Source organism: Sphingomonas sp. ERG5 (assembly GCF_000803065.1).
In the GTDB taxonomy this organism is placed as follows: Bacteria; Pseudomonadota; Alphaproteobacteria; order Sphingomonadales; family Sphingomonadaceae; genus Sphingomonas.
In genome coordinates this window covers 42137-62252 of record NZ_JSXI01000013.1, presented here as the reverse complement: position 1 = coordinate 62252, position 20116 = coordinate 42137, and the positions used below count along the sequence as shown (strand labels likewise).

Annotated in this window: 19 protein-coding genes; 7 read left to right on the top strand and 12 right to left on the bottom strand. The window is 65.1% G+C overall.

Features of this window, described 5'->3' with window-relative positions; translation table 11 throughout:
• Window positions 1–32: 32 nt before the first annotated feature.
• Window positions 33–1229, bottom strand: coding sequence for a penicillin-binding protein activator (locus tag OO12_RS03265; protein ID WP_034157197.1), 1197 nt, complete (start codon window positions 1227–1229; stop codon window positions 33–35).
• Window positions 1230–1240: 11 nt separating this feature from the next.
• Here OO12_RS03265 and rsmI point away from each other — a divergent pair, with 11 nt between their 5' ends.
• From rsmI to OO12_RS03245, 4 genes are all read left to right on the top strand, one after another.
• Window positions 1241–2074 carry a 16S rRNA (cytidine(1402)-2'-O)-methyltransferase gene (rsmI, locus tag OO12_RS03260; RefSeq protein ID WP_034157196.1) on the top strand — a complete coding sequence of 278 codons (834 nt, stop codon included), beginning with the start codon at window positions 1241–1243 and terminating at the stop codon, window positions 2072–2074.
• On the top strand, window positions 2071–2424 hold the full coding sequence (locus OO12_RS03255; RefSeq protein ID WP_034157195.1) for a YraN family protein: 354 nt from the start codon (window positions 2071–2073) through the stop codon (window positions 2422–2424). The genes rsmI and OO12_RS03255 overlap by 4 nt, the downstream gene beginning before the upstream one ends.
• 52 nt (window positions 2425–2476) lie before the next feature.
• Window positions 2477–3448, top strand: coding sequence for a glutathione synthase (gene gshB / locus OO12_RS03250; RefSeq protein WP_034157194.1), 972 nt, complete (start codon window positions 2477–2479; stop codon window positions 3446–3448).
• A 111-nt stretch (window positions 3449–3559) separates the two neighbouring features.
• Complete coding sequence (locus OO12_RS03245; RefSeq protein WP_034157193.1) at window positions 3560–4159, top strand: DedA family protein; 600 nt, start codon at window positions 3560–3562, stop codon at window positions 4157–4159.
• 301 nt (window positions 4160–4460) lie between these two features.
• Here the strand turns inward: OO12_RS03245 and OO12_RS03240 are convergent, their stop codons facing one another.
• Genes OO12_RS03240 through OO12_RS26690 form a run of 3 tightly spaced genes read right to left on the bottom strand, consistent with a single transcriptional unit; the run spans window position 4461 to window position 6393 of the window.
• On the bottom strand, window positions 4461–4958 hold the full coding sequence (locus tag OO12_RS03240; RefSeq protein ID WP_034157192.1) for a GAF domain-containing protein: 498 nt from the start codon (window positions 4956–4958) through the stop codon (window positions 4461–4463).
• Window positions 4959–5004: 46 nt separating this feature from the next.
• Complete coding sequence (locus tag OO12_RS03235) at window positions 5005–5892, bottom strand: tyrosine recombinase XerC (protein WP_034157191.1); 888 nt, start codon at window positions 5890–5892, stop codon at window positions 5005–5007.
• Window positions 5893–5898: 6 nt separating this feature from the next.
• Window positions 5899–6393, bottom strand: a complete 495-nt coding sequence (locus OO12_RS26690; protein WP_052215506.1) for a hypothetical protein — start codon at window positions 6391–6393, stop codon at window positions 5899–5901.
• A gap of 72 nt (window positions 6394–6465) precedes the next feature.
• Between OO12_RS26690 and OO12_RS03225 the strand changes: the two genes are divergently transcribed.
• From OO12_RS03225 to OO12_RS03215, 3 genes are all read left to right on the top strand, one after another.
• Complete coding sequence (locus OO12_RS03225) at window positions 6466–8637, top strand: primosomal protein N' (RefSeq protein ID WP_034157190.1); 2172 nt, start codon at window positions 6466–6468, stop codon at window positions 8635–8637.
• A gap of 56 nt (window positions 8638–8693) precedes the next feature.
• Window positions 8694–10265, top strand: coding sequence for a hypothetical protein (locus tag OO12_RS03220; RefSeq protein ID WP_152616251.1), 1572 nt, complete (start codon window positions 8694–8696; stop codon window positions 10263–10265).
• A gap of 126 nt (window positions 10266–10391) precedes the next feature.
• Entirely contained in the window at window positions 10392–11903 is a 1512-nt protein-coding gene (locus tag OO12_RS03215; protein WP_034157189.1) for a S1C family serine protease, read from the top strand.
• On the opposite strand, the gene OO12_RS03210 is transcribed toward OO12_RS03215, so the two are convergent.
• The 8 genes from OO12_RS03210 to OO12_RS03175 all read right to left on the bottom strand — a co-directional run bounded on the left by OO12_RS03210 (window position 11879) and on the right by OO12_RS03175 (window position 19952).
• Window positions 11879–12787: a CPBP family intramembrane glutamic endopeptidase gene (locus OO12_RS03210; RefSeq protein WP_034157188.1), complete on the bottom strand. Its 909-nt coding sequence runs from the start codon at window positions 12785–12787 to the stop codon at window positions 11879–11881. The two genes, OO12_RS03215 and OO12_RS03210, sit on opposite strands and share 25 nt — an antisense overlap.
• Window positions 12788–12845: 58 nt before the next feature.
• Window positions 12846–13313: a DUF1203 domain-containing protein gene (locus OO12_RS03205; RefSeq protein ID WP_034157284.1), complete on the bottom strand. Its 468-nt coding sequence runs from the start codon at window positions 13311–13313 to the stop codon at window positions 12846–12848.
• Window positions 13313–14347 (bottom strand): bifunctional DNA-binding transcriptional regulator/O6-methylguanine-DNA methyltransferase Ada, encoded by a 1035-nt coding sequence (gene ada / locus OO12_RS03200; RefSeq protein WP_152616250.1) that lies wholly within the window; start codon window positions 14345–14347, stop codon window positions 13313–13315. Before ada ends, OO12_RS03205 begins: the two co-directional genes overlap by 1 nt.
• 524 nt (window positions 14348–14871) lie before the next feature.
• Window positions 14872–16119: an alkaline phosphatase family protein gene (locus OO12_RS03195; RefSeq protein WP_235364669.1), complete on the bottom strand. Its 1248-nt coding sequence runs from the start codon at window positions 16117–16119 to the stop codon at window positions 14872–14874.
• Window positions 16120–16276: 157 nt separating this feature from the next.
• A complete protein-coding gene (locus OO12_RS03190; protein ID WP_082006314.1) occupies window positions 16277–17440 on the bottom strand; it encodes a serine hydrolase domain-containing protein in 1164 nt (387 codons plus the stop codon).
• A 49-nt stretch (window positions 17441–17489) separates the two neighbouring features.
• On the bottom strand, window positions 17490–18368 hold the full coding sequence (locus tag OO12_RS03185; protein WP_034157185.1) for a hypothetical protein: 879 nt from the start codon (window positions 18366–18368) through the stop codon (window positions 17490–17492).
• Window positions 18369–18390: 22 nt separating this feature from the next.
• Window positions 18391–19287, bottom strand: a complete 897-nt coding sequence (locus tag OO12_RS03180) for an alpha/beta hydrolase (protein ID WP_052215503.1) — start codon at window positions 19285–19287, stop codon at window positions 18391–18393.
• On the bottom strand, window positions 19287–19952 hold the full coding sequence (locus tag OO12_RS03175) for a dienelactone hydrolase family protein (protein ID WP_235364668.1): 666 nt from the start codon (window positions 19950–19952) through the stop codon (window positions 19287–19289). The genes OO12_RS03180 and OO12_RS03175 overlap by 1 nt, the downstream gene beginning before the upstream one ends.
• Window positions 19953–20116: the final 164 nt, after the last annotated feature.

The following is a 20116-nucleotide window of genomic DNA, read 5'->3' as shown; positions in this document are numbered from 1 at the left end:
TCGACAGGCTCAGCGCAAATGGCCGGCTCCCGTTATTTTCCCGCAAACCCCGTCGGTGCCGGCGATACGACCACCGTCGTCCCGCCCCTGATCTCCTGCACTTCGAGCGCGCGCTCGGCGATATTGTCGCGCCCAAAGCGGAACGCGCCATCGATACCGGCAAAGCCGCCGCTATCGTGCAGCCGTGCCTCGGGGAAAGCATCGCCAACACGCCAGTCGCGCGCGATACGTACCGTCAGCAGCACCGCGTCATAGCCAAGGCTCGACAGGCGGAACGGCGCAGCGCCGAAGCGCGCACGATATTTCGCGGCATATTGGCGGTAGAGATTGTCGGGCACGCTGGCGAACCATGCGCCGTGGAGCGACGCCTTGCCCGCGATCGAGGCTTCCGAGTTCCACAATTCAGTACCCAGCACGCGCGCCGCCGCGCCACCATTCTTGCGCAACAACGGCACGGCAGCGGCGGCGCTTGCCCCGCCATCGGCAATCAGCACGGCCTGATACGGCGAATTGCGCGCCATGCGGGTCACCGCCGCGGCAAGCGACCCGGATGCGCGGTCATAGGTCTGCAACGTGACGACCTGGCCGCCGGCCCCCTCGACCGCACGCAGGAACGATGTCGACGCACGTTCGCCGTAAAGACCGTTCGGGACCAACCCGGCAAAGCTTTCGACGCCTTGCCCGCGCGCATAATCGACCACGCGCGAAATCGACTGACCGGGCACATAGCCCATCAGATAAGCGCCATTGCCCGCCGCGCTGGCATCGTTGGAGAAGCTGACCACCGGCACCCCGGCGCGGCGCGCGATCGGTGCGATGGCGCGGATGTCCTCGCCGAGCAGCGGCCCGAGGATCAGTTTGTTGCCGTCGGCAATCGCCCGCTGCGCGGCCGCGGCGGCGCCGGTCGCGGTGTCATAGGTGGTGATGCGGACCTTCTCGTTCTTCGTATCGAGCAAGGCGAGCTGAGTCGCATTGGCGAGGCTCTGGCCGACGCCGGCATTGCCGCCGGTCATCGGCACCAGCAACGCGACGCGGTGGCGCGCGGTGTCGACTGGAATGCCCGGATCGATCAGCGAGGGGTCGGTCACGGGACGCGTCGCGGGCGGCGCCTTGGTCACAGGACCGCGCGGCACGACCGTCTGGCAGCCACTGAGAATCAATGCCCCGGCGACGATTGCTGCGCGAAAGAGCGAAACGCCCCGTTGCGGTATCGATACTGCCTCTGCCATGACTACTCCCAATGAACGCCGAACTCGAACCCGGTCTCTATATCGTCGCCACACCGATCGGCAATCTCGGCGATCTCTCGCCGCGTGCCGCGCATGTGCTGGCCAACGCCGCCATAATCGCGGTCGAGGACAGCCGTGTGACGGCGGTCTTGCTCCGTCATATCGGCGTCAAACGCCCAATGACACCCTATCATGATCATAATGCCGAAGGCGTGCGCCCCGGCCTGATCGCGCGCATGGGGACGGAAGCGGTTGCGCTGGTATCCGACGCGGGCACCCCGCTGATCTCCGATCCCGGCTATAAACTGGTGCGCGACGCGCGCGCGGCGGGGCATAATGTCGTCACCGTGCCCGGCCCTTGCGCGGCGATCGCGGCACTGACCCTGGCGGGACTGCCGACCGATCGCTTCCTGTATCTCGGCTTCCTTCCGCCCAAGGCGCAGGCACGCGCCACCGCCATCGCCGAAGTGGCGGCGGTGCACGCGACGTTGGTGCTGTACGAATCGGGACCAAGGCTGGCGGTGACGCTGGCCGCGCTGGCCGAGGGTCTTGGCGAGCGTGAGGCGGCGGTAACGCGCGAAATCACCAAGCGATTCGAGGAAGCGGTAACCGGCACGCTCGGCGAACTTGCTGCGCGTTACGCCGAAGCGCCGCCGCGCGGCGAGATCGTCATCGTCGTCGCCCCGCCGGGCGAGGCGGCACCGGCATCGCAGGATGATGCCGAGGCCGCGCTGACCGAAGCGTTGACGCGCCTGCCGATGGCAAAGGCGGTCAGCGAGGTCGCGAAGAAGCTCGGGGTGGATCGCAAGGCGCTTTACGCCCGGGCGCTGGAGATGAAGGGGTGAGAAATCGCCGCGTTGCCGAAGCCGCCGGCCGGCGCGGCGAGCGGCTCGCGGGCTGGTGGCTTCGCCTCAAGGGCTGGCGCATCCTCGATCGCCGCGTGCGCACGCCAGCGGGCGAGGTCGATTTGATCGCGCGTCGCGGCAATCTGATCGCCTTTGTCGAAGTGAAGATGCGCGCCACCGCCGCCGAGCTCGATTTCGCGATCGACGAGCACCGCCTGGCTCGCGTCGCAGCGGCGGCGGAAGTGCTGATGCCGCGCTATGCCGGCCCCGGCGACGATATCCGCGTCGATGTCATCCTGCTCGCACCGGGCACGCGCCCGCGCCATATCGAGAACGCCTGGATCGGGTGACTTTCCCCCAGGTCCACCCTACATCGCGCAAGCATCTAGGTTGGAGAAATTCATGTCGCTCGCCCCCAAGTCGCTTGGCATCGCCGTTCAGATGGATCCACTCGACAGCATCAATATCGCGGGGGATTCGACCTTCGCGCTGATGCTCTCGGGGCAAGCACGCGGGCACCGGCTGTTTCATTATACCGCCGAGGACCTGAATTATGCCGATGGCCGGGTCTGGGCCAAAGCCCATCCGGTGACGGTGCAGCGCGTGGCGGGCAGCCATTTCGAATTCGGCGAACCCGTCTCGCTCGATCTCGGCGAGGACGTCGATGTCGTGCTGATGCGGCAGGATCCGCCATTCGATCTGGGCTATATCACCGCCACCCATTTGCTCGAGCGGATCGCGCACAAGACCCTGATCGTCAACGACCCAGCCAATGTGCGCAATGCGCCGGAAAAAGTCTTCGTGCTCGATTATGCGCACTTCATGCCGCCGACATTGGTCACGCGCTCGCTCGATGAAGCGCGCGCGTTCCTCGCCAAGCATGGCGAGATCGTCGTCAAGCCGCTGCACGGCAATGGCGGCAAGGCGATCTTCAAGGTCGGCAGCGACGGCGCCAACCTGTCGGCGCTGATCGAGGTCTTCAACATGACCTGGCGCGAGCCGCACATGATCCAGGCCTTTCTTCCCGATGTGGCGCAGGGCGACAAGCGCATCGTACTGATCGATGGCGAAGTCGCGGGCGCGATCAACCGTCTGCCCGGCGCAGGCGAAATCCGCTCCAACCTCGCGGTCGGCGGGTCGGCGGTGAAGACCGAACTGACCGAGACCGAACTGGCGATCTGCGCCGAACTCGGCCCCGAACTGAAAAAGCGCGGCTTGCTGTTCGTCGGCATCGACGTGATCGGCGGCAAATGGCTGACCGAGATCAACGTCACTTCGCCCACCGGCATCGTCGCGATCGACCGCTTCAACGGCACCGATACCGCCGCCCTGATCTGGGCGGCGATCGAGGCGAAGGTGGCGGCGCGCGCCTGATCCACGGACCTTTTACCGACCGCCGTTCGTCCTGAGCCGGTCGAAGGACAAGGGTGGCGCGTGCCGATATGTTTCGACAAGCTCGGCATGAACGGTTGAGAAGCGGGACAAATGACCGACATCATCGTCAACATGATCGCCTGGGGCGGCTATATCGGCATCTTCCTGCTGATGGTGATCGAGAATGTCTTCCCGCCGATCCCGTCCGAGGTGATCATGGGCCTGGGCGGCATGGCGGTCGCGCGCGGACAGATGGAGATGGTGCCGCTGATCCTGTGGGGCACCGCCGGCACGGTCGTCGGCAATTATTTCTGGTACGAACTCGGTCGACGTTTCGGCTATCGGCGACTGCGCCCCTTCGTCGACCGCTGGGGTCGCTGGCTGACGCTGGAATGGCATGATGTCGAAAAACTCCACGCCTTCTTCCAGCGTCACGGACAATGGGTGGTGTTCGTGGTCCGCTTCATGCCGGCGGGCCGCACGATCATCTCGCTGCCCGCGGGCATGGCGTGCATGCCGCATTGGCGCTTCATCATCTGGACCGCGGCCGGCAGCACGATCTGGAACATCATCCTCGCCGGCGCGGGCTATTATCTCGGCGCCAATTTCCATGAGCTCGACCGCTATATCGGGCCGGCCGCCGTAGCGACGATGGTCGGCATTATCGTTTTCTATCTCTACCGGGTGATCACCTGGCGACCGCGCGCCTGACGCCAGTGATTCAATGCCCGAGCCGATTGTGCCAGCTCGCGCCGAACAAGCCCTTGCCGGGTTTCATGTCGGGTTTCGCCGCGCTCTTTCACATGACTGATTTTTTGTCGAATGACTCACCCGCCCGTTCCCATCGGAACAGGCGCCGTCGGCCTGTATCGTCACCTGTTATTGACCTGTTATTCGATAACAGGTGAACGGCCATCATCTCGTTGAAAACACGACGCTATTTCTGCAGAATCCGGTCAAAAGACAGGAGAGAAAAAATTCACCGAAAAAACAGGTGGAAACAGGTCGGAAATCAGACAGCGTAGCCGATCGTCGCATCCAGCTCGCGAGCGATCGACGCCGCGAATTGCTCGATCCGCGCCACCATATTGGTCAGCGAGACCGGTCGTGGTTCCGGATCGATCGCACAGAGCGTACCGAAAAAACTGCCATCGGCGCGCATGATCGGCACCGAGATATAGCTCTGGAAGCCGTACATGATCGGCGTGGGATGAGCGCGCCAGGCCGGTTCGTCACGCACACAGTCGATATAGACGCTAAGCCCGCTATCCCGGATCTCGTCGCAAATGGTGGTGCGAACCTCCAGCCCCTCGCCGGGCTCCAGGCCAAAGCCGATATCGTCCTGTACCTGGCAAGCGATCCAGCGCGTGTCGGTGACGCGCGCCACTGCCGCAAAGCCCATGCCGGTGATCTTGCAGACTTCCGCCAGCATCGTACGGACGCCGTCGATTCCCTGCACCGCCAGGACATCGGCGGCGAGATCGGGCGGAAGCGGCGCGGCAATGATCATGCAATCGTTTCTGGATCAAAACGATGCCAAGTCAATTGATCCATATCTATCCGGCGCGCGGATGGGCATTGCGATACACATCGAGCAAATGCGCCGCATCGACCGCCGTGTAGATCTGGGTCGAACTGAGACTGGCATGGCCAAGCAACTCCTGCAGCGCGCGCAAATCCGCGCCACGCCCGAGCAAGTGCGTGGCGAAGCTGTGGCGCAACGCGTGCGGCGTGGTCCGGTCGGACAGGCCAAGCCGCATCCGCGCCGCCTGCACCGCGCGACGGATCAGCGCAGGATCGAGCGGGCCGCCCTTGGCGCCACGGAACAGCGCCTCGCCGCGCGCGATCGGCCAGGGGCATAAAGCGGCATAGGCATCGATCGCGTCACGCACTTGCGGCAACAACGGCACGATGCGGGTCTTGGCGCGCTTGCCGGTGACGCTCAGTGTCGCACCGAGCGGGAGGATCGCGCCGGTCAGTCCCGCCGCCTCGCCGATGCGCAGCCCCGCGCCGTAAAGCAGCAGCAGCACCGCCCAGTCGCGCGCGCCAATCCACGGCTCGGCCGCATTCTCCGCCACATCCTCGGCCAGCGACACCGCCTCATCCGGCGAGATCGGCCGCGGAATGCCCTTTTTGACGCGCGGCCCTTTCAGGCGCGGCGTGGCCCCTTCCCCGCCGGCAAAAGCCAGGAACCCGCGCACCGCCGACAGTTCGCGCGCGGCCGATGCATTGCCCAGCCCTTCGGCGCGACGAAATGCGAGATAGGCGCGCAAATCGGCGGCGGTCGTCTGCGCCAGCCGCTCGGCGGTAATCGCCTCGCCCCAATGCCCGGCCAGGAACCCCGCAAGCCGATGCGCCGTCGCGACATAGGCGCGCACCGTATGCGCCGAACGCCGGCGATTCTGCGCGAGGTGATCGCTCCAGGCGAGGATCGCGGCTTGCATCGCCGATCAGGCCGGAACGATCATCACCTTGACGCTGGGCGCGGTGATCCCCGCGAGCTGCAGCGCGTACAGGCCCTTGGCGAGCTTGAAATCGACGATCTTGCGGATGCCGGTGCAGACCGGGCCATGGCCATGCGCGACCGAGGTCATTGCCTTGCCCTGCGACACGACATCGACCCACGCGCCGCTGCCCAATCCGACCTTGTAGGTGCCGGCGCGGGGAATCGCGAAATAGGCTACTGCCGATTTGCCCGGACGTGTGGACGGCGTGGCGGTCGCCCATTTCATCGCCGCCGGATCGACCGCATTGGCGATGAACGGCGTGCCGACGGTGATTTCCTTCGCGTCCTTCGACGGCAGTTGATTCCATTTGGCGAAGACTGGCGGCAGGTCGCCCTGGCGAACGCAGACCGGCTCGGGCTTTTCCCCCGACATGGGCGCGGCCTGGGGAGCGGGAACGACGGTGTTCTGGGCGAACAGCAAAAGGGCGAGCAACGACACGGGGAACTCCTGGATGACAACGGGGCGATTGTGTCCCTTCCCACTAGCGCAGGCAAAAGCCATATGCACCCTATGTCGTCCCGCGCCCGCGTCCTTGTGCTCAATTCCGCTCTCGGCCCGCTGGATTACCGCGTGCCGCATGGCATGAGCGTCGAGCCCGGCTCGATCGTCATCGCGCCGCTCGGCCCGCGCCAGCTGCTCGGCGTGGTCTGGGAACCCGAGCGGATGCCATCGGACGCGGAGGTCGGCGACAACCGGCTGCGCAACCTGCTCGGGGTGGTCGATGTGCCGCCACTCGCCGATCCGCTGCGGCGGCTGGTCGAATGGACCGCCGGCTATTATCTCGCGCCGCCCGCCTCGGTAGTGCGGATGGCGATGCCGTCCTCCTCCGCGCTGGAGGGCGCGCGCACCGTCACCGAATATCGCGCGACCGGCCTGGTCCCCGACCGGCTGACCCCGCAACGCGAACAGGCGCTGGAGCGGATCGGCGAGCGTCAGGGCCTGGTTCGTGAACTGGCGATCGCCGCCGATGTGTCCGACGCGGTGATCCGCGGGCTGGTCAAGACCGGCGCGATCGAGGCGGTCGAAGTCGATATCGACAGCCCCTATCCCCTGCCCGACCCCGGGTTCGGCCAGCCGGCGCTGTCCGCCGACCAGCGCGCCGCGTCCGAAGTGCTGGTCGCCAACGTCACCGCGCGAGCCTTCCAGCCGACCCTGCTCGACGGCGTCACCGGCTCGGGCAAGACCGAAGTCTATTTCGAGGCCATCGCCGCCGCGATCCGCGAAGGACGGCAGACCCTGGTCCTGCTGCCCGAGATCGCACTGACCGAACCGTTCCTGCAGCGCTTCACCGCGCGCTTCGGTTGCGAACCGGTCGCCTGGCATTCCGGCTTGCGCAGTTCGCAGCGCCGCCGCGCCTGGCGCGCCATCTCCAGCGGCCAGGCGCTGGTCACGGTCGGCGCGCGATCGGCGCTGTTCCTGCCTTATGCCAATCTCGGCCTGATCGTGGTCGATGAGGCGCATGAGACAAGCTTCAAGCAGGAAGAGGGCGTGCATTATCATGCGCGTGACGTCGCGGTGATGCGCGGCCTGTTCGAGGCGTGCCCGGTGATCCTCGCTTCGGCCACGCCGGCGATCGAGACGCGGCAACAGGTCGCGCTTGGCCGCTATGCCGAACTGAAGCTGCCCGGCCGCTGGGGAGCGGCGGAGATGCCCGCGATCGAAGCGATCGACCTGATCGCCGAACCGCCCGAGCGCGGCCGCTGGATCGCGCCGCGCCTGCTCAAGGCAATGCAGGAGACGCTGGAGCGGCGCGAACAGGTATTGCTGTTCCTCAACCGGCGCGGCTTTGCGCCGCTGACCTTGTGCCGCACTTGCGGGCACCGCTTCCAATGTCCCAATTGCACCGCCTGGATGGTCGAGCACCGGCTCGTTCATCGCCTGGCCTGCCATCATTGCGGTCATATCGAGCAAGTCCCGCGCGCCTGCCCCGAATGCCAGAATGAGGATACGCTGGTCCCGGTCGGCCCCGGCGTGGAGCGCATCGCCGATGAGGTCGCGGCGCTGTTTCCCGACGCGAAGACCGCGGTCGTCACGTCCGACACGATCTGGTCACCGGCCAAGGCAGCCGAGTTCGTCCACCGCATGGAGGCGCACGATATCGACATCGTGGTCGGCACGCAGCTGGTGACCAAGGGCTATCACTTCCCCAACCTGACCCTGGTCGGGGTGATTGACGCCGATCTCGGCCTCAATGGCGGCGACCTTCGCGCGGCGGAACGCACGTTCCAGCAGATCATGCAGGTGTCGGGACGCGCCGGGCGCGGCGCCAAACCGGGGCATGTCTATATCCAGACGCACAGCCCCACGGCGCCGGTGATGCGTGCGCTGATCACCGGCGATGCCGAGGCATTCTACGAGGCGGAAACCGAATCTCGCCGCGAAGCGGGCGCCCCGCCCTTCGGCCGCTTCGCCGGCATCGTCGTGTCGAGCGAAGACAAGGCGGCGGCGCACGAGATCGCGCTGCTCATCGGCCGCAGCGCCCCGCGCGTCGAGGGCATGGAAGTATACGGCCCGGCCCCTGCCCCGCTCGCCATGCTGCGCGGGCGGCACCGGCAGCGGCTGCTGGTCCATGCGCGCCGCGCGCTCGATGTGCAGGATGTGATCCGCGACTGGCTGGGCAAGCTCGACTGGCCAAGCAAGGTGCGCGTCACGATCGACATCGACCCGTACAGCTTCGTTTGATCCCGCTTGCCCGTAAGCTGACGCTTCGTCACACAGAGGGCGGGGAGATCGCGCGCATGTTCAGGGGCATGGTCAAGGGAGCGATGGCGCTGGCCGCCGCGATGCTGCTGATACAACCAGCGGCGGCCGGCTGGCTCCAGGCGCGGTCGAAGCACTTTGTCATTTACAGCGAGGCCAGCGACGCCAATCTGCACGACTTCGCGACCCGGCTCGAACAACTCGACGCGGCACTGCGTGCGCTGAGTCGCAGCCCCGATCGCGACGGTGTCGAGGCCAATCCGGTAACGATCTTCCTCCTGCCAAACATCGACGCGATCCGGACGCTCTATAGCAACCGGCCAAGCGAAGTGGGCGGTTTCTATCTCCCGCGCGCGGAAGGGTCGGTCGCCTTTGCGCCGCTGAGTACCGCAGAGCGCACTGGCCTTCGCGACCATGAAATCGTGCAGGGCGCGCTTTCGCCAACCGTCATCCTCTATCATGAATATGGCCATCATTTTCTGCTCGGCCACTTCACCGCCGCTTATCCGTCCTGGTTCAGCGAGGGCTATGCCGAGGTCGTTTCCACCGCGACGGTCAAGGGCAATGAGGTCGTGATCGGTAACGCCGCCAATCACCGCGCCGGATCGCTATTCTCCGGCAAGTCGCTGTCGATCGAACAATTGCTCGCATCGTCGCAGCAGCGCATGACCGCGGACCAGGTTGCCGAGGTCTACGCCCGCGGCTGGCTGATGACGCATTTCGTGATGTTCAACGACGAACGTGTGGCCAAATTCAGTGCCTATCTCAAACTGCTCAACAGCGGCACACCGAGCCTCGACGCGGCACGCCAGGCATTTGGCGACCTGAAGCAGCTGGACCATGATCTGCAGAAATATCTGTCGTCGCGTCTGCCGGGCAAGCTGATCAAGCTGGACGATGTTCCGTCGATCACGATCGAAACGGTCAGCGAAGGGGCGAGCGCGATGATGGACGCCCGCATGCGATCGGCACGCGGCGTGGACAGTGAACGAGCGAAGAAGGTCTTCGCACAGGGCAAGAGCGTCGCCGCACGCTATCCCGACGACCCCGTCGTCCAGACCTGGTTTGCGGAAATGGCGTATGACGCGGGCGAGGAGCTGGCGGCGGAAGCGGCGGCCGACCGCGCGCTGGCACGTGATCCGAAATCGATTCCCGCGTTGCTTTACAAGGCGCGCGTCCTGTTGCGCCGGGCCGAGGCGGCAAAGGCCGATGCCAAAACCTGGTCGGCGGCGCGAAACTGGGTGGTGAAGGCCAATCATGTTGATCCCAACAACGCGCCGGCGCTGCTGCTCTATTATTTCAGCTTCCAACATCAGGGCACGCCGCCACCGCCTTCCGCGATCACCGGGCTGCGAAAGGCCTTTTATCTGGTACCGCAGGACCCCGAATTGCGCCTTCTGGTCGCGCGGCAGGACATTATGAGCGGCGATAGCGCCACGGCGCGCCAGACGCTCGCGCCATTGGCCTATGATCCCCATGCCGCGATTGACAATCCCGCCGCCAGGCTGATCGCCGACCTTGCTGCCGGCAAGTCGGGCCAGGACGCGCTGACCGCATTCGATGCGGCGGTCGAACATGCCCGGAAGGCGGACACTGGCGAGAAAGAGTGAGGCGACGACGCGGCGGCTATTGCCGCGCCGGGATACATCGCAGATGGCGTTCCGCTATAGTATGAGGGTCGCGGCCGTGACCCTTTCGCTCACCGTCCCGACCTGATTTCCGCTATGGGTGACCACATGACGCGCTGGCTTTTTCTCATCCTGGCATTGGTCGGTCTCAGCGCTCCGGCCCGGGCCGACGACATTTCGGCTTCCGCGCGGGGCGTGGTGCGAGTCGTGACGATCGCGGTGGTCGATGAGAAAGTGGTCGATTTCGGCCATGGCAGCGGCTTTGCGGTGGCGCCCAACCGCGTGGTCACCAACGCCCATGTCGTTGAGCTGGCCGCGCGCTATCCCGACAATGTCGTGATCGGCGTGGTCCCGTCGGAGGGCGACAAATCCTATCAGGGCAAGGTCATCGCGCTCGATGCGGCGCGCGACCTGGCGCTGATCGAGTTCCAGGGCGTGAACCTGCCGACGCTCGCGCTATATACCGGGCCGGTCGATGAGGGCGGCTCGGTTACCGCGCTTGGCTATCCCGGCAATGTCGATATCGCCACCGCACGGTCCGCGGCCGATTACATCCGCCCGCTCTCGCCGGTCCGGTCGGAAGGCGTGTTCTCAGGCCGGCGCACGCTGACCGATATCGAAGTGCTGCTCCACACCGCGAGCATTGCGCGGGGCAATTCGGGTGGGCCGTTGCTCGATCCGTGCGGCCGCGTGGTCGGGGTGAACTCCGCGCTGACGAAGAGCGAGGAAGGCGATTCGAGCTTCGGCTTCGCCATCGCCGATACCGAGCTGGCCGCGTTCCTGCGCGAAGCGAAACAGCCCTATGCGGCGGTCGGCGTCCCCTGCACGAGCATCGCCGACCGGCTGCGCCAGGATAGCGACGCGGATGCCCGCGCGGTGGCCGATGCGCAGAACGCAAAGCTCGATGCGGCGGGCAAGCTATCGGCTGAGCGCGAACAGGCGCTGGTCAAGGCCCGCGCCGAGGCGGAGCGCAGCAGCGAGAATTTCATGGCGATCGCCGCCGTGCTGCTGGTGCTGGGCGCGCTGGCGGTCGGCGGTGCGGGCCTGCTCGAACTGCGCAATGAACGGCGTGCCGCGATCTGGACCGCGGTGGGCGGCGGCACCTTGTTTGTCGCGGCGGTGATCGTCTTCCTGCTTCGCCCGACCGGCGAGGTAACATTGCCCGAACCCGTGGCAGCGGCAGCGGCGCCGGTCGCGGTCAACAGCGAGGCGGCGCTTGGGAAGATGGTGTGCACGGCGGTTCCCGAACGCAGCCGGGTTACCGTGTCGTCGACCGAACCGGTGGCGATCGACTGGGGCGCCGCAGGTTGCATGAACGCGCGCACCCAATATGCCGAAAATGGCAGCAAATGGGATCGCATCCTGGTGCCGACCGAGGAACAGACCGTCTCGATCCTGCAATTCGACCCGGCGACGCGGCTCTATTCGAACAGCCGCTATCTGCTTTCCGCCGCGCAGATGGATGCGGCGCGCAAGATCCGCACGCAGGTGACGCTCAAGGCCTGTTCTTCCGATATCGCGGCGCGCGCGAACCTGGCGACACAGCAGGCGGCGATCCGCGCCGCGCTGCCACCCTATCCCAATGAGAAGATCGTCTATTCCTGCAAGGCAGCGGACTGAACCGGCTTCGGGCGCATCCAGAAGGGTGCGACAAAACGTCCGCGCCGATGCGCGATGACCAGCAACGCGATGCCGAACCCAGTGCAGAGGATGACCGCCGGCAATGACGCCTCGGCACCAAAAGTGCCCCCGGTGAGCAGATCGGAGCCGGTGATGCGCGGTACGAGCAGGCCATCCTGCCTGAAGCCGGACACGGCAATGCCGTAGATCCCGCCCTGGGCAAAATTCCATGCCGCGTGCAGTCCGATCGCAGCCCATAACCGACGCGTCAGCATATAGAGCGCGGCGAGCATGATCCCGGCTTCGAGCGTGATCGCGAAGCCCGCCAAGAACGTCGCATTGGGGTTGCTGAGATGCAGCGCGCCGAACAATGCCGCCGACAGGACCAGGGCGATCCAGCTGCCGAGCCAGGATTCCACGATGCGGAAAAAGACCCCGCGCAGTGCAATCTCCTCCGTCACGCCGGAGGTGATCGCGATCGCAAGTGACGGAAGCAGGACGGTGGCGGCATGCGTCCCGATCACCTGATAACCGCCGAATGCCGCGATGATGCCGACCACGATCGAAAACAGGACCAGCCCGACGAGCAGTCCCGAACCAAGCTCACGCGCCCAGCCCGGCAGCGCGAACTCCGGCACGCCGGGGCGCCGTTCGACGAGCCGCACGAACGCGCAGTAAAAGGCGGCAAAGATCGCGGCCACGATGATTGCCAGCAGCACAGCAAGCCAGTCATTGCCGGTCTGGCGAAACGCCCGGCTGACCAGCCCGGAGATCGTCATGGCGCCGATAATGAAGGAAATGCCGATCGCCAGCAGAACCGGCGGAAAGTGCACGATCCGCCAGACAAAGCTGTTCGGCGGTGTATTCGGCGGCGTCGGTTGCATGGCATCCCCTCTTCTCGCCGCCAGCCTAGCCCGACCGGCCAGTGGCGCAAGGGTGAAGTCAGGCGCGGTCGATCCTCGCGGCGAAGCATCCGGGGGCAGCATTATGGGCGTGAAGATAGGCGATGTCGGGATTGACGAAGAGGTCACGGATCCGCGCATCGGCATCGCCGTCCAGCGCGAGATTGGCATCGCGCAACATGCCCGCCGCGTCGAAGGCGCGGAAGGCGAGGCGGCGATCGGCGAACACCGCCGGCAGACTGTCATGAAGCTCGGCCGGGGCGAGCGCACTTTCCCGCACATAGATCGCATAGCTGCTGCGGAATGGTGTCGCCGCCTTATGGTCTTCATAGTTGAGCAACAGCACGGTCTCACCCGGTTCGGCATCTTCCAGCGTGACCCGGCACGGATAGCCGGGCTTGTGGTCGGCGCGAACGCGAATGGCGCCCTGCTCGACCAGTTCGGCATCCGAACGCCCGAACAAATGCGCGAAATCGCCGAGCGGCAGGCCGGAAATGCGATAGGTCATCATTCGACTCCTTCACGATTGCGCAGCACGATCTTGCGATCGATGCCGTAAGCGTAGCCGCCCATGCTGCCGTCGGCGCGCTGAGCACGGTGGCAGGGAATGATCACCGCAACCTGGTTGGCGCCGCACGCGGTTCCCGCCGCACGCACCGCGCGCGGATTGCCGGCGATCGTCGCCAGTTCAGTATAAGTGCGCGTCTCGCCGACCGGGATCTGGCGCAACGCCTGCCACACTGCTTCCTGGAATGCGGTGCCCTGCACATCGAGCGGCAAGTCCTGATCGCGATCGGGCGATTCGACGCTGGCGACGACGCGGGCGGCAAGATCGGCGAGCGCGGCGCCGCCCGGGACGATCTCGGCCTTAGGAAAGCGCTCGCGCAATGCCGCCTCGCCCTCATCGAACGATACGCGGCACAGCCCCTTGTCGGTCGCCGCGACGAGCATCGCGCCAAGGCTGGTGTCAGCCACCGTCCAGCGGATCGTCACCCCGGCCCCGCCCCGCTTCCACGCGCTCGGCGTCATGCCGAGCCGCTTGGCGCCGCCTTCGTAGAAGCGGCTCGGCGCTGAATAGCCCGCTTCATAGATCGCCTCGGTCACGGTCGCTTCCTCGGTCAGCGCGCGGGCAGCGCGTTGCGCGCGCAGGCCGCGGGCGTAAGCCGCCGGCGTTACCCCGGTGGCGCGCTTGAACAGGCGGTGGAAGTGATGCGGCGCATAGCCGACCTGTTCGGCGAGATCATCGAGCGCGATGATGTCCTCCGCCGCCTCGATCAGCGCGACGGCGCGGGCGACGGCGATGCGGTCCCGGCCGACCTCGTCGGGCTTGCAGCGCAGACAGGCGCGATAGCCCGCCACGCGCGCCTCAGCCGGATCGCGATAGAAGCGAACATTCTCTCGCCTCGGATGCCGCGCCGGGCAGCTCGGCTTGCAATAAATGCCGGTGCTGCTGACCGCGACGACGAAGCGTCCGTCAAAGCTACGGTCACGTGCGGAAAAGGCCGCCCATGCCGTATCGGAATTGATCGTTTCGGTTTCCATGATGCCGATATAGGCCGCTCGTGACGATGCGACATCCCGCCGCTTGCGGTCAAAGTGACGACGATCAGCAGCGACAACGCGCCATTTTTCTCCTGTTATCTCCTGTTACCGGGCACTTATTTTTTCCGGCCTGTTATGATGGATTTCATGAAGGAAATATTTGATATTTTTCAATGCTTTAACGGCAATTCACCTGTTATTCAATAACAGGACGATAACAGGTGAATAACAGGAACCGTTTTCACCGGCGCGGCAGCGGTGAACGGTCCAGCATTTACCGACAATAAGAAAGAGCATTCCGGGCAGGACCTATGGTCCGCCCGGCGTCACAGTCCCATGTTCCGGACCGGCATTGAATCGAAACCGCCGCGCCCATGACGCCTGCCCCGTTCATGACGCGTCGAGGCCAACACCGGCGATGGCGCCTTCGGTCGGGCAGGTCACTTTCAGGGGATCGTTGACGATGCCTCGCACGATCATGGTCGGAGCCTGCAAGGGCCTGCGCCTCTCGCTGGCCGCTCCGATCATCTGCGCTGCCCTGCGGGCACCATGATCTTGCGCGCAAGTGCCAGCGTGCCGTCGCCCGGCTCTCCCTTCACGCCCAGCACGCGCGCGAGCATGGGATAGACATTGATATTGTCGAATGCGGGAATCATCAGGCCGTGCCGGAACGCCGGACCGTTGGCGACGAACAGGGCAGCCATTGTCGGGTCCACCGGATCATAACCGTGATTGCCATGAAAGCCGCTGGCATAATGCGACGTCATATAGGCCGCGATCGGCTTGGTCAGCACCACCCAGCCGGACTCCGCCAGGCAGAAGATCGCCGGAACGCGCGGATGCTTGCCATAAGCGAGATGTGCCGGAATCTGACCCTTGCGCCAGCACGTCAGATGGTCGCGCGGCTTCAGCATTACCGCCTCCACCTCGGCTTCATGGCCAGGTAGCGGATTGACCCCGATATAGGCGCCCGCGGTCGTCACCACGAGTTTCGACGTATCGATGAAATCGTCGATCAGGATTTGCTGCCCGGCGGGGATTTCGACCATGCCGTGATCGGCCATCAGGACGAGGTTGGTCGATGCCCGGCGGCCGCGCTGCTCGAGCCCCGCAACCAACCTGGCCAAAGCGGCATCGACCTGGACGATCGCGGCATTCACTTCCTTCGAGTCCGGCCCGAACGCATGTCCGGCGTCATCGACCGCGGGAAAGTAGAGCGTGACGAAGCGCGGGCGCGACCCTGGCGGCCGGTCGAGCCATTGCAGCACGGCATCGACCTCCGCATCGGCCGAAAGATCTCCCGGTGCGCGGCCCATGCTGGGCAATTTACCGGCAAACGGAACCTGTGCGCCCGGCCAATACATGTCCGCGCTGCGCACGCCCTGTTCCTCGGCCGTGATCCACAGCGGCTTGGCGCCCTGCCACCAGCGCGGATCCTCGGCGACCTTGGGATCGAGTCCGCCGAACCAGCCGGGAATGGCGGGATCCATCATCAGATTGTCGATCACGCCGTGATGATCAGGGGTTTTGCCCGTCATCAGCGTCACATGATTGGGCAAGGTGACCGACGGAAAGGCCGGACGCATGCCGACCGATCGCACACCATCCCGGGCGAGTTTCGCGAGCGTCGGCGACAGGCCGCGCTCGAGATAGTCGGCGCGGAAGCCATCGATCGAAATCACGATCAGCGTTTCGTCGCCGGCGGGTTTCGCCATGGCCGGAGTCGCCAGGACTGCGAACAGGACCGCCAGCGCCGCAAGGAACCGCACCATCACCATCTCTCCCCTTCGCTTGCCGATGCCGGTGCGTCATATCATCCGGACTCAGTCATAAATTATAGTTATCACTATTCATTTAACGCCGGACCGAGACAGGGTCAATGTGTTCGCCGGATCGATGCCCGATTGTTCCGGCCCGGCCCCTGAGCGGCTACGGCTTGGTCCAGGGCAGATCGCCATATTCCCACGCCCAGGGCGTGCCGGTGTCACCGAGCAGCGCCTTGACCAGCCTTGGGAATAGCGCCTCCGCGCGGACATCGTTGGACAGGATGACGACACAACGCTGTTTTGCCTCGATGCACACCCAGATATTGCCGGTGCTGTCATTGTGCCCCGTTTTGAAGAAGCCCGGTCCTTGCGGCCCCTGAAACGTGACGACGCCGAGCCCGGCCGAGAGTCCGGGATGGCGTTCGGCAACGGGCAAATCGGGTTGCAGGTTCGGGAACTGGCTGCGCGTGGTGATCGGCAATTGCGGACGGGCAAGTTCGGCGCGCGACGCGGGTTTCAATCCGTCGCCCCGGACATAGGCGGCAACGATCTTCGCCAGGTCGGCGATGGTCGTGTCCATCGATCCCGCCGCACGTGGTTTGCTGCGTTCGTCATGCGGCTCGACCTTGCCGTCCGCGGTCCAGCCATCGGCAAGATTGGTCGCGAAATCGGGCCGCCACATCATGCCGGTCCTGGCCGCGCCGACCTTGTCGAACACGCGTTTCTGCATCTCCACGCCAATGTCCATGCCGAGCCCCTGCTCAAGCACGAATTGCAGCAGGATAAGTCCCTCCCCGGAATAGGAGTAGCGCGTGCCGGGATCGAAATGGAAACGCAGCTTGCCGTCGGGTTCCAGAAAGCCGAAATTGGCAAAGCCCGAGGCATGGTTGAGCAGAAGGCGCGGGGTGAGCTTGCGCCAGCGCTCATCACCGGCAAGATCACTCCACCGCGCATATTTGTTCTCGATTCCGGGACCCGTATAATCGGGCAGCGGTTTGGGCAGATACTCGCCGATCGAGCGGTCGAGATCGATCCGCCCCTCATCGGCGAGCTGCATGACGAAATAACCGAACACCGCCTTGGTCAGCGAGGCGCCGTACATGACCGTGTCGGGCGTCAGTGGGTCGCCCTTGGCATTGCGCACGCCCCAGCTGTCGACCGAGACGATCCTGCCATGATCGATCGTTGCGATCGCGATACCCTTGGTGCCGGTCTCCGCCATGCCCGCCCTGACCAGCGTATCGAGCGCGGCGTGATCGGCGCGCGCCGCGGCAGGAGATGCGGATACGACCGTCAATGCCATGGCCACGCCCAAAGTCCTGAGCATCCTTCATTCTCCAGATAAGGGGACAAGATATAAGGGGATGAGTCGAGGGTTAAGGTTTCGCGCGCGGGCTGCCGGCGCCCGGTTGGACGCCATCGCGCTTGGCGTTGAGCGACCGGCTGATGACGATTTCGGCCAGGCGCACGCCCGGGATGAACAGCCCCGCCGCCTCGACCCCGGCATTGATCAGGAATTCGGCGTCGACCAGCTTGCCGACATGCTGTTCGAAGGTCGAACCGCCAATGCGGGTGTCTCCCGTCACGCCATCGAATTCGACCACCGCTTCCTTGCCCTGCCAGCGATAACGAAAGGCATAGACCGGGCGGTAATAGAGATCGATCAGGTGAAGCGAGAGCTTCTCCTCCAGCACGCGGTCGGCCTCGATCCGCACGATCGCCCCGGCCAGCACGTCGCGCACCAGCATCGACGCCTTGGCTTCGGGCGGCACGACCACGGTGCCGGTCAGGGCCACCGCCGCCAGTGCCGCGGCATCCGACACATCCGCTTCATGCTTGAGATGCGCCGCCAGCGCGGTATCCGGCGTGCCGCGGATCGCATCGAACAGATATTCCCGTTCGGCCTCGTCGCGGCAATGCTCGACCCCGGAAATGGCGAAGCCGCCATCGGTGACAGGGCGTACGGTCCCCTCCAGCATCACTTCCTGGACATTGGGCGCCACCGTCACGCGATAACCGCGGTTGCGTTCATAGACATGCAGCGCGGTGCAGGCGATGCGCCAGAAGGGCTGCAGCCGCCGCTCGCGATAGACGACCTCGAATTCCTCGTCGCGCGGCCGCGACAGGAAACCGGTCAGCTTCGCCATCGTGCCGAACGCTTCGACCCGCTTGGTCCAGGCGCGGCCTTCGGCATGGTCCATCGAGAAGCGGTCGCGAACGACCAGCACTCGCTCTTCGGCCAGTTCGACGTCCATCGCCCCACGCTCCGCGCTATTGCTATGGAGCGTTCGACACCGATCCGTCGTGGCGGTCAAGCGATGTACCCGGATCGGGCGGTGGTGGCCCGGGCGGCGATGGGGGCGGTACCGGGAAGGTGTCGCGCAGCCAGGCGGATATCCGCCGCGTCGCCACCGGCGAAAACATCAGGTCATGACCCGCACCACGTTCGAGCGCGAAAGTCGCGGCCGGCTGCGCCTTTTTAAGCACGCGGCTGTTGCTGACCGGCACCACGGTGTCGGCGGTACCGTGATAAAGCAGGATCGGTGCGCTGACCCGGCCGATCTTCGCGCGATTGTCGTAACGGTCGCGGACCAGGAAGGTCGGGATATAGGGATAATGTTGCGCGACGACGTGCGGCAGGCTGACGAAACCCGATACCAGGATCAGGCCGCCGACCTTTTTCCGCTTCGCCAGTTCGGTGGCGATGCCCGATCCGAGTGAATTGCCGATCAGCACGATGTCGCCGATCGGCATGCGATTATTCTCCAGCCAGTAAAGGCCCGCCGCGCCGTCGCGGTAGAGATCCTGTTCGTTCGGGGTGCCGGGATTGCCGCCATACCCACGATATTCCGGCAGCAGCACGCCATAGCCCTGCTCGGCAAAGGCGCGCGTCGCCATCTCGCTGCCGGTCAGGTCGCCGCCATTACCGTGGAAGAAGACCAGTGTCGGCCGGCCAGGCCGGGCGGGATGGTAGAAGGCGCGCAGGACCAGCCCGTCGCTGGTGGTGAGCGACATATCCTGAAAGCCCGGCCCCGGACCGTCCGCCAACGTCAATCCCGCGCCCGGCGCCGGATAATAAAAGGCGCGCTGGAAAATATAGAATGCGCCCATGACGAGCAGATAGAGCGCCAGCATGCCGCCCAGCAGCCACAACAGGATGCTCACGAACCGCATCAGCGTGCGTTCGCCTCGAACAATTCGAGCGTCCGTTCCCTGGCCAGATCCGCGCTCGGTTCATGATAATCCTTGCGCCGGTCCGAATTGAAGCCATGTCCGGCATCATAAAGATAGACGGTCGCAGTGGGATGATCGGCGGCGATGACCTTCTCGACGCCCTCCATCGGGATGCCGCTGTCATATCGGCCGAAATGCAGGATGACCGGCACCCTGGGCACTTCGCCCGCAGCACCGGGGATCAGGCTGCCATAATAGCCCGACGCCGCGGCGACATTGGTCATGCGTGTCGCGGCGAACCAGGCGATCGAGCCCCCATAGCAATAACCGACCACGAATACCGGCCCCCGGGCAGCGAGCGCATCGACACAGGTCTGCACATCGGCGAGCGACAGGTCGAATGGGTGAAGCTGACGCGCCAGCTCGACACCGCGCGCAAGACCATCGCCGCTATAGTCGGCCTCGAAGCCAGGGTGCTCGCGGTCGAACAGCGCGGGCGCGAAGACTTCATACCCGTCGGCGGCATATTCATCCGCCACGTCGCGGATATGATCGGTGACGCCGAAGATTTCCTGCACCAGCACCAGCCCGCCGCGGCGTTCGCCACCGGGATGCGCATGATAGACGCCGATTTCGGCGCCATCGGACATGGTCATCTTTTCCATTCGGCCCGCCATCTCGCAACTCCCGCCTTGATACCGATTCATTCCGGCATGCCCGCACCGACAGGCGATTCACCGACCGCAGCGGTTTGACAAGAGCCCTCTCACCGTCCCGAAGCAAGCGCGCCCTGTTCCGCCGGCAAGCATCGCGTCCCCGAAAGCAGAGA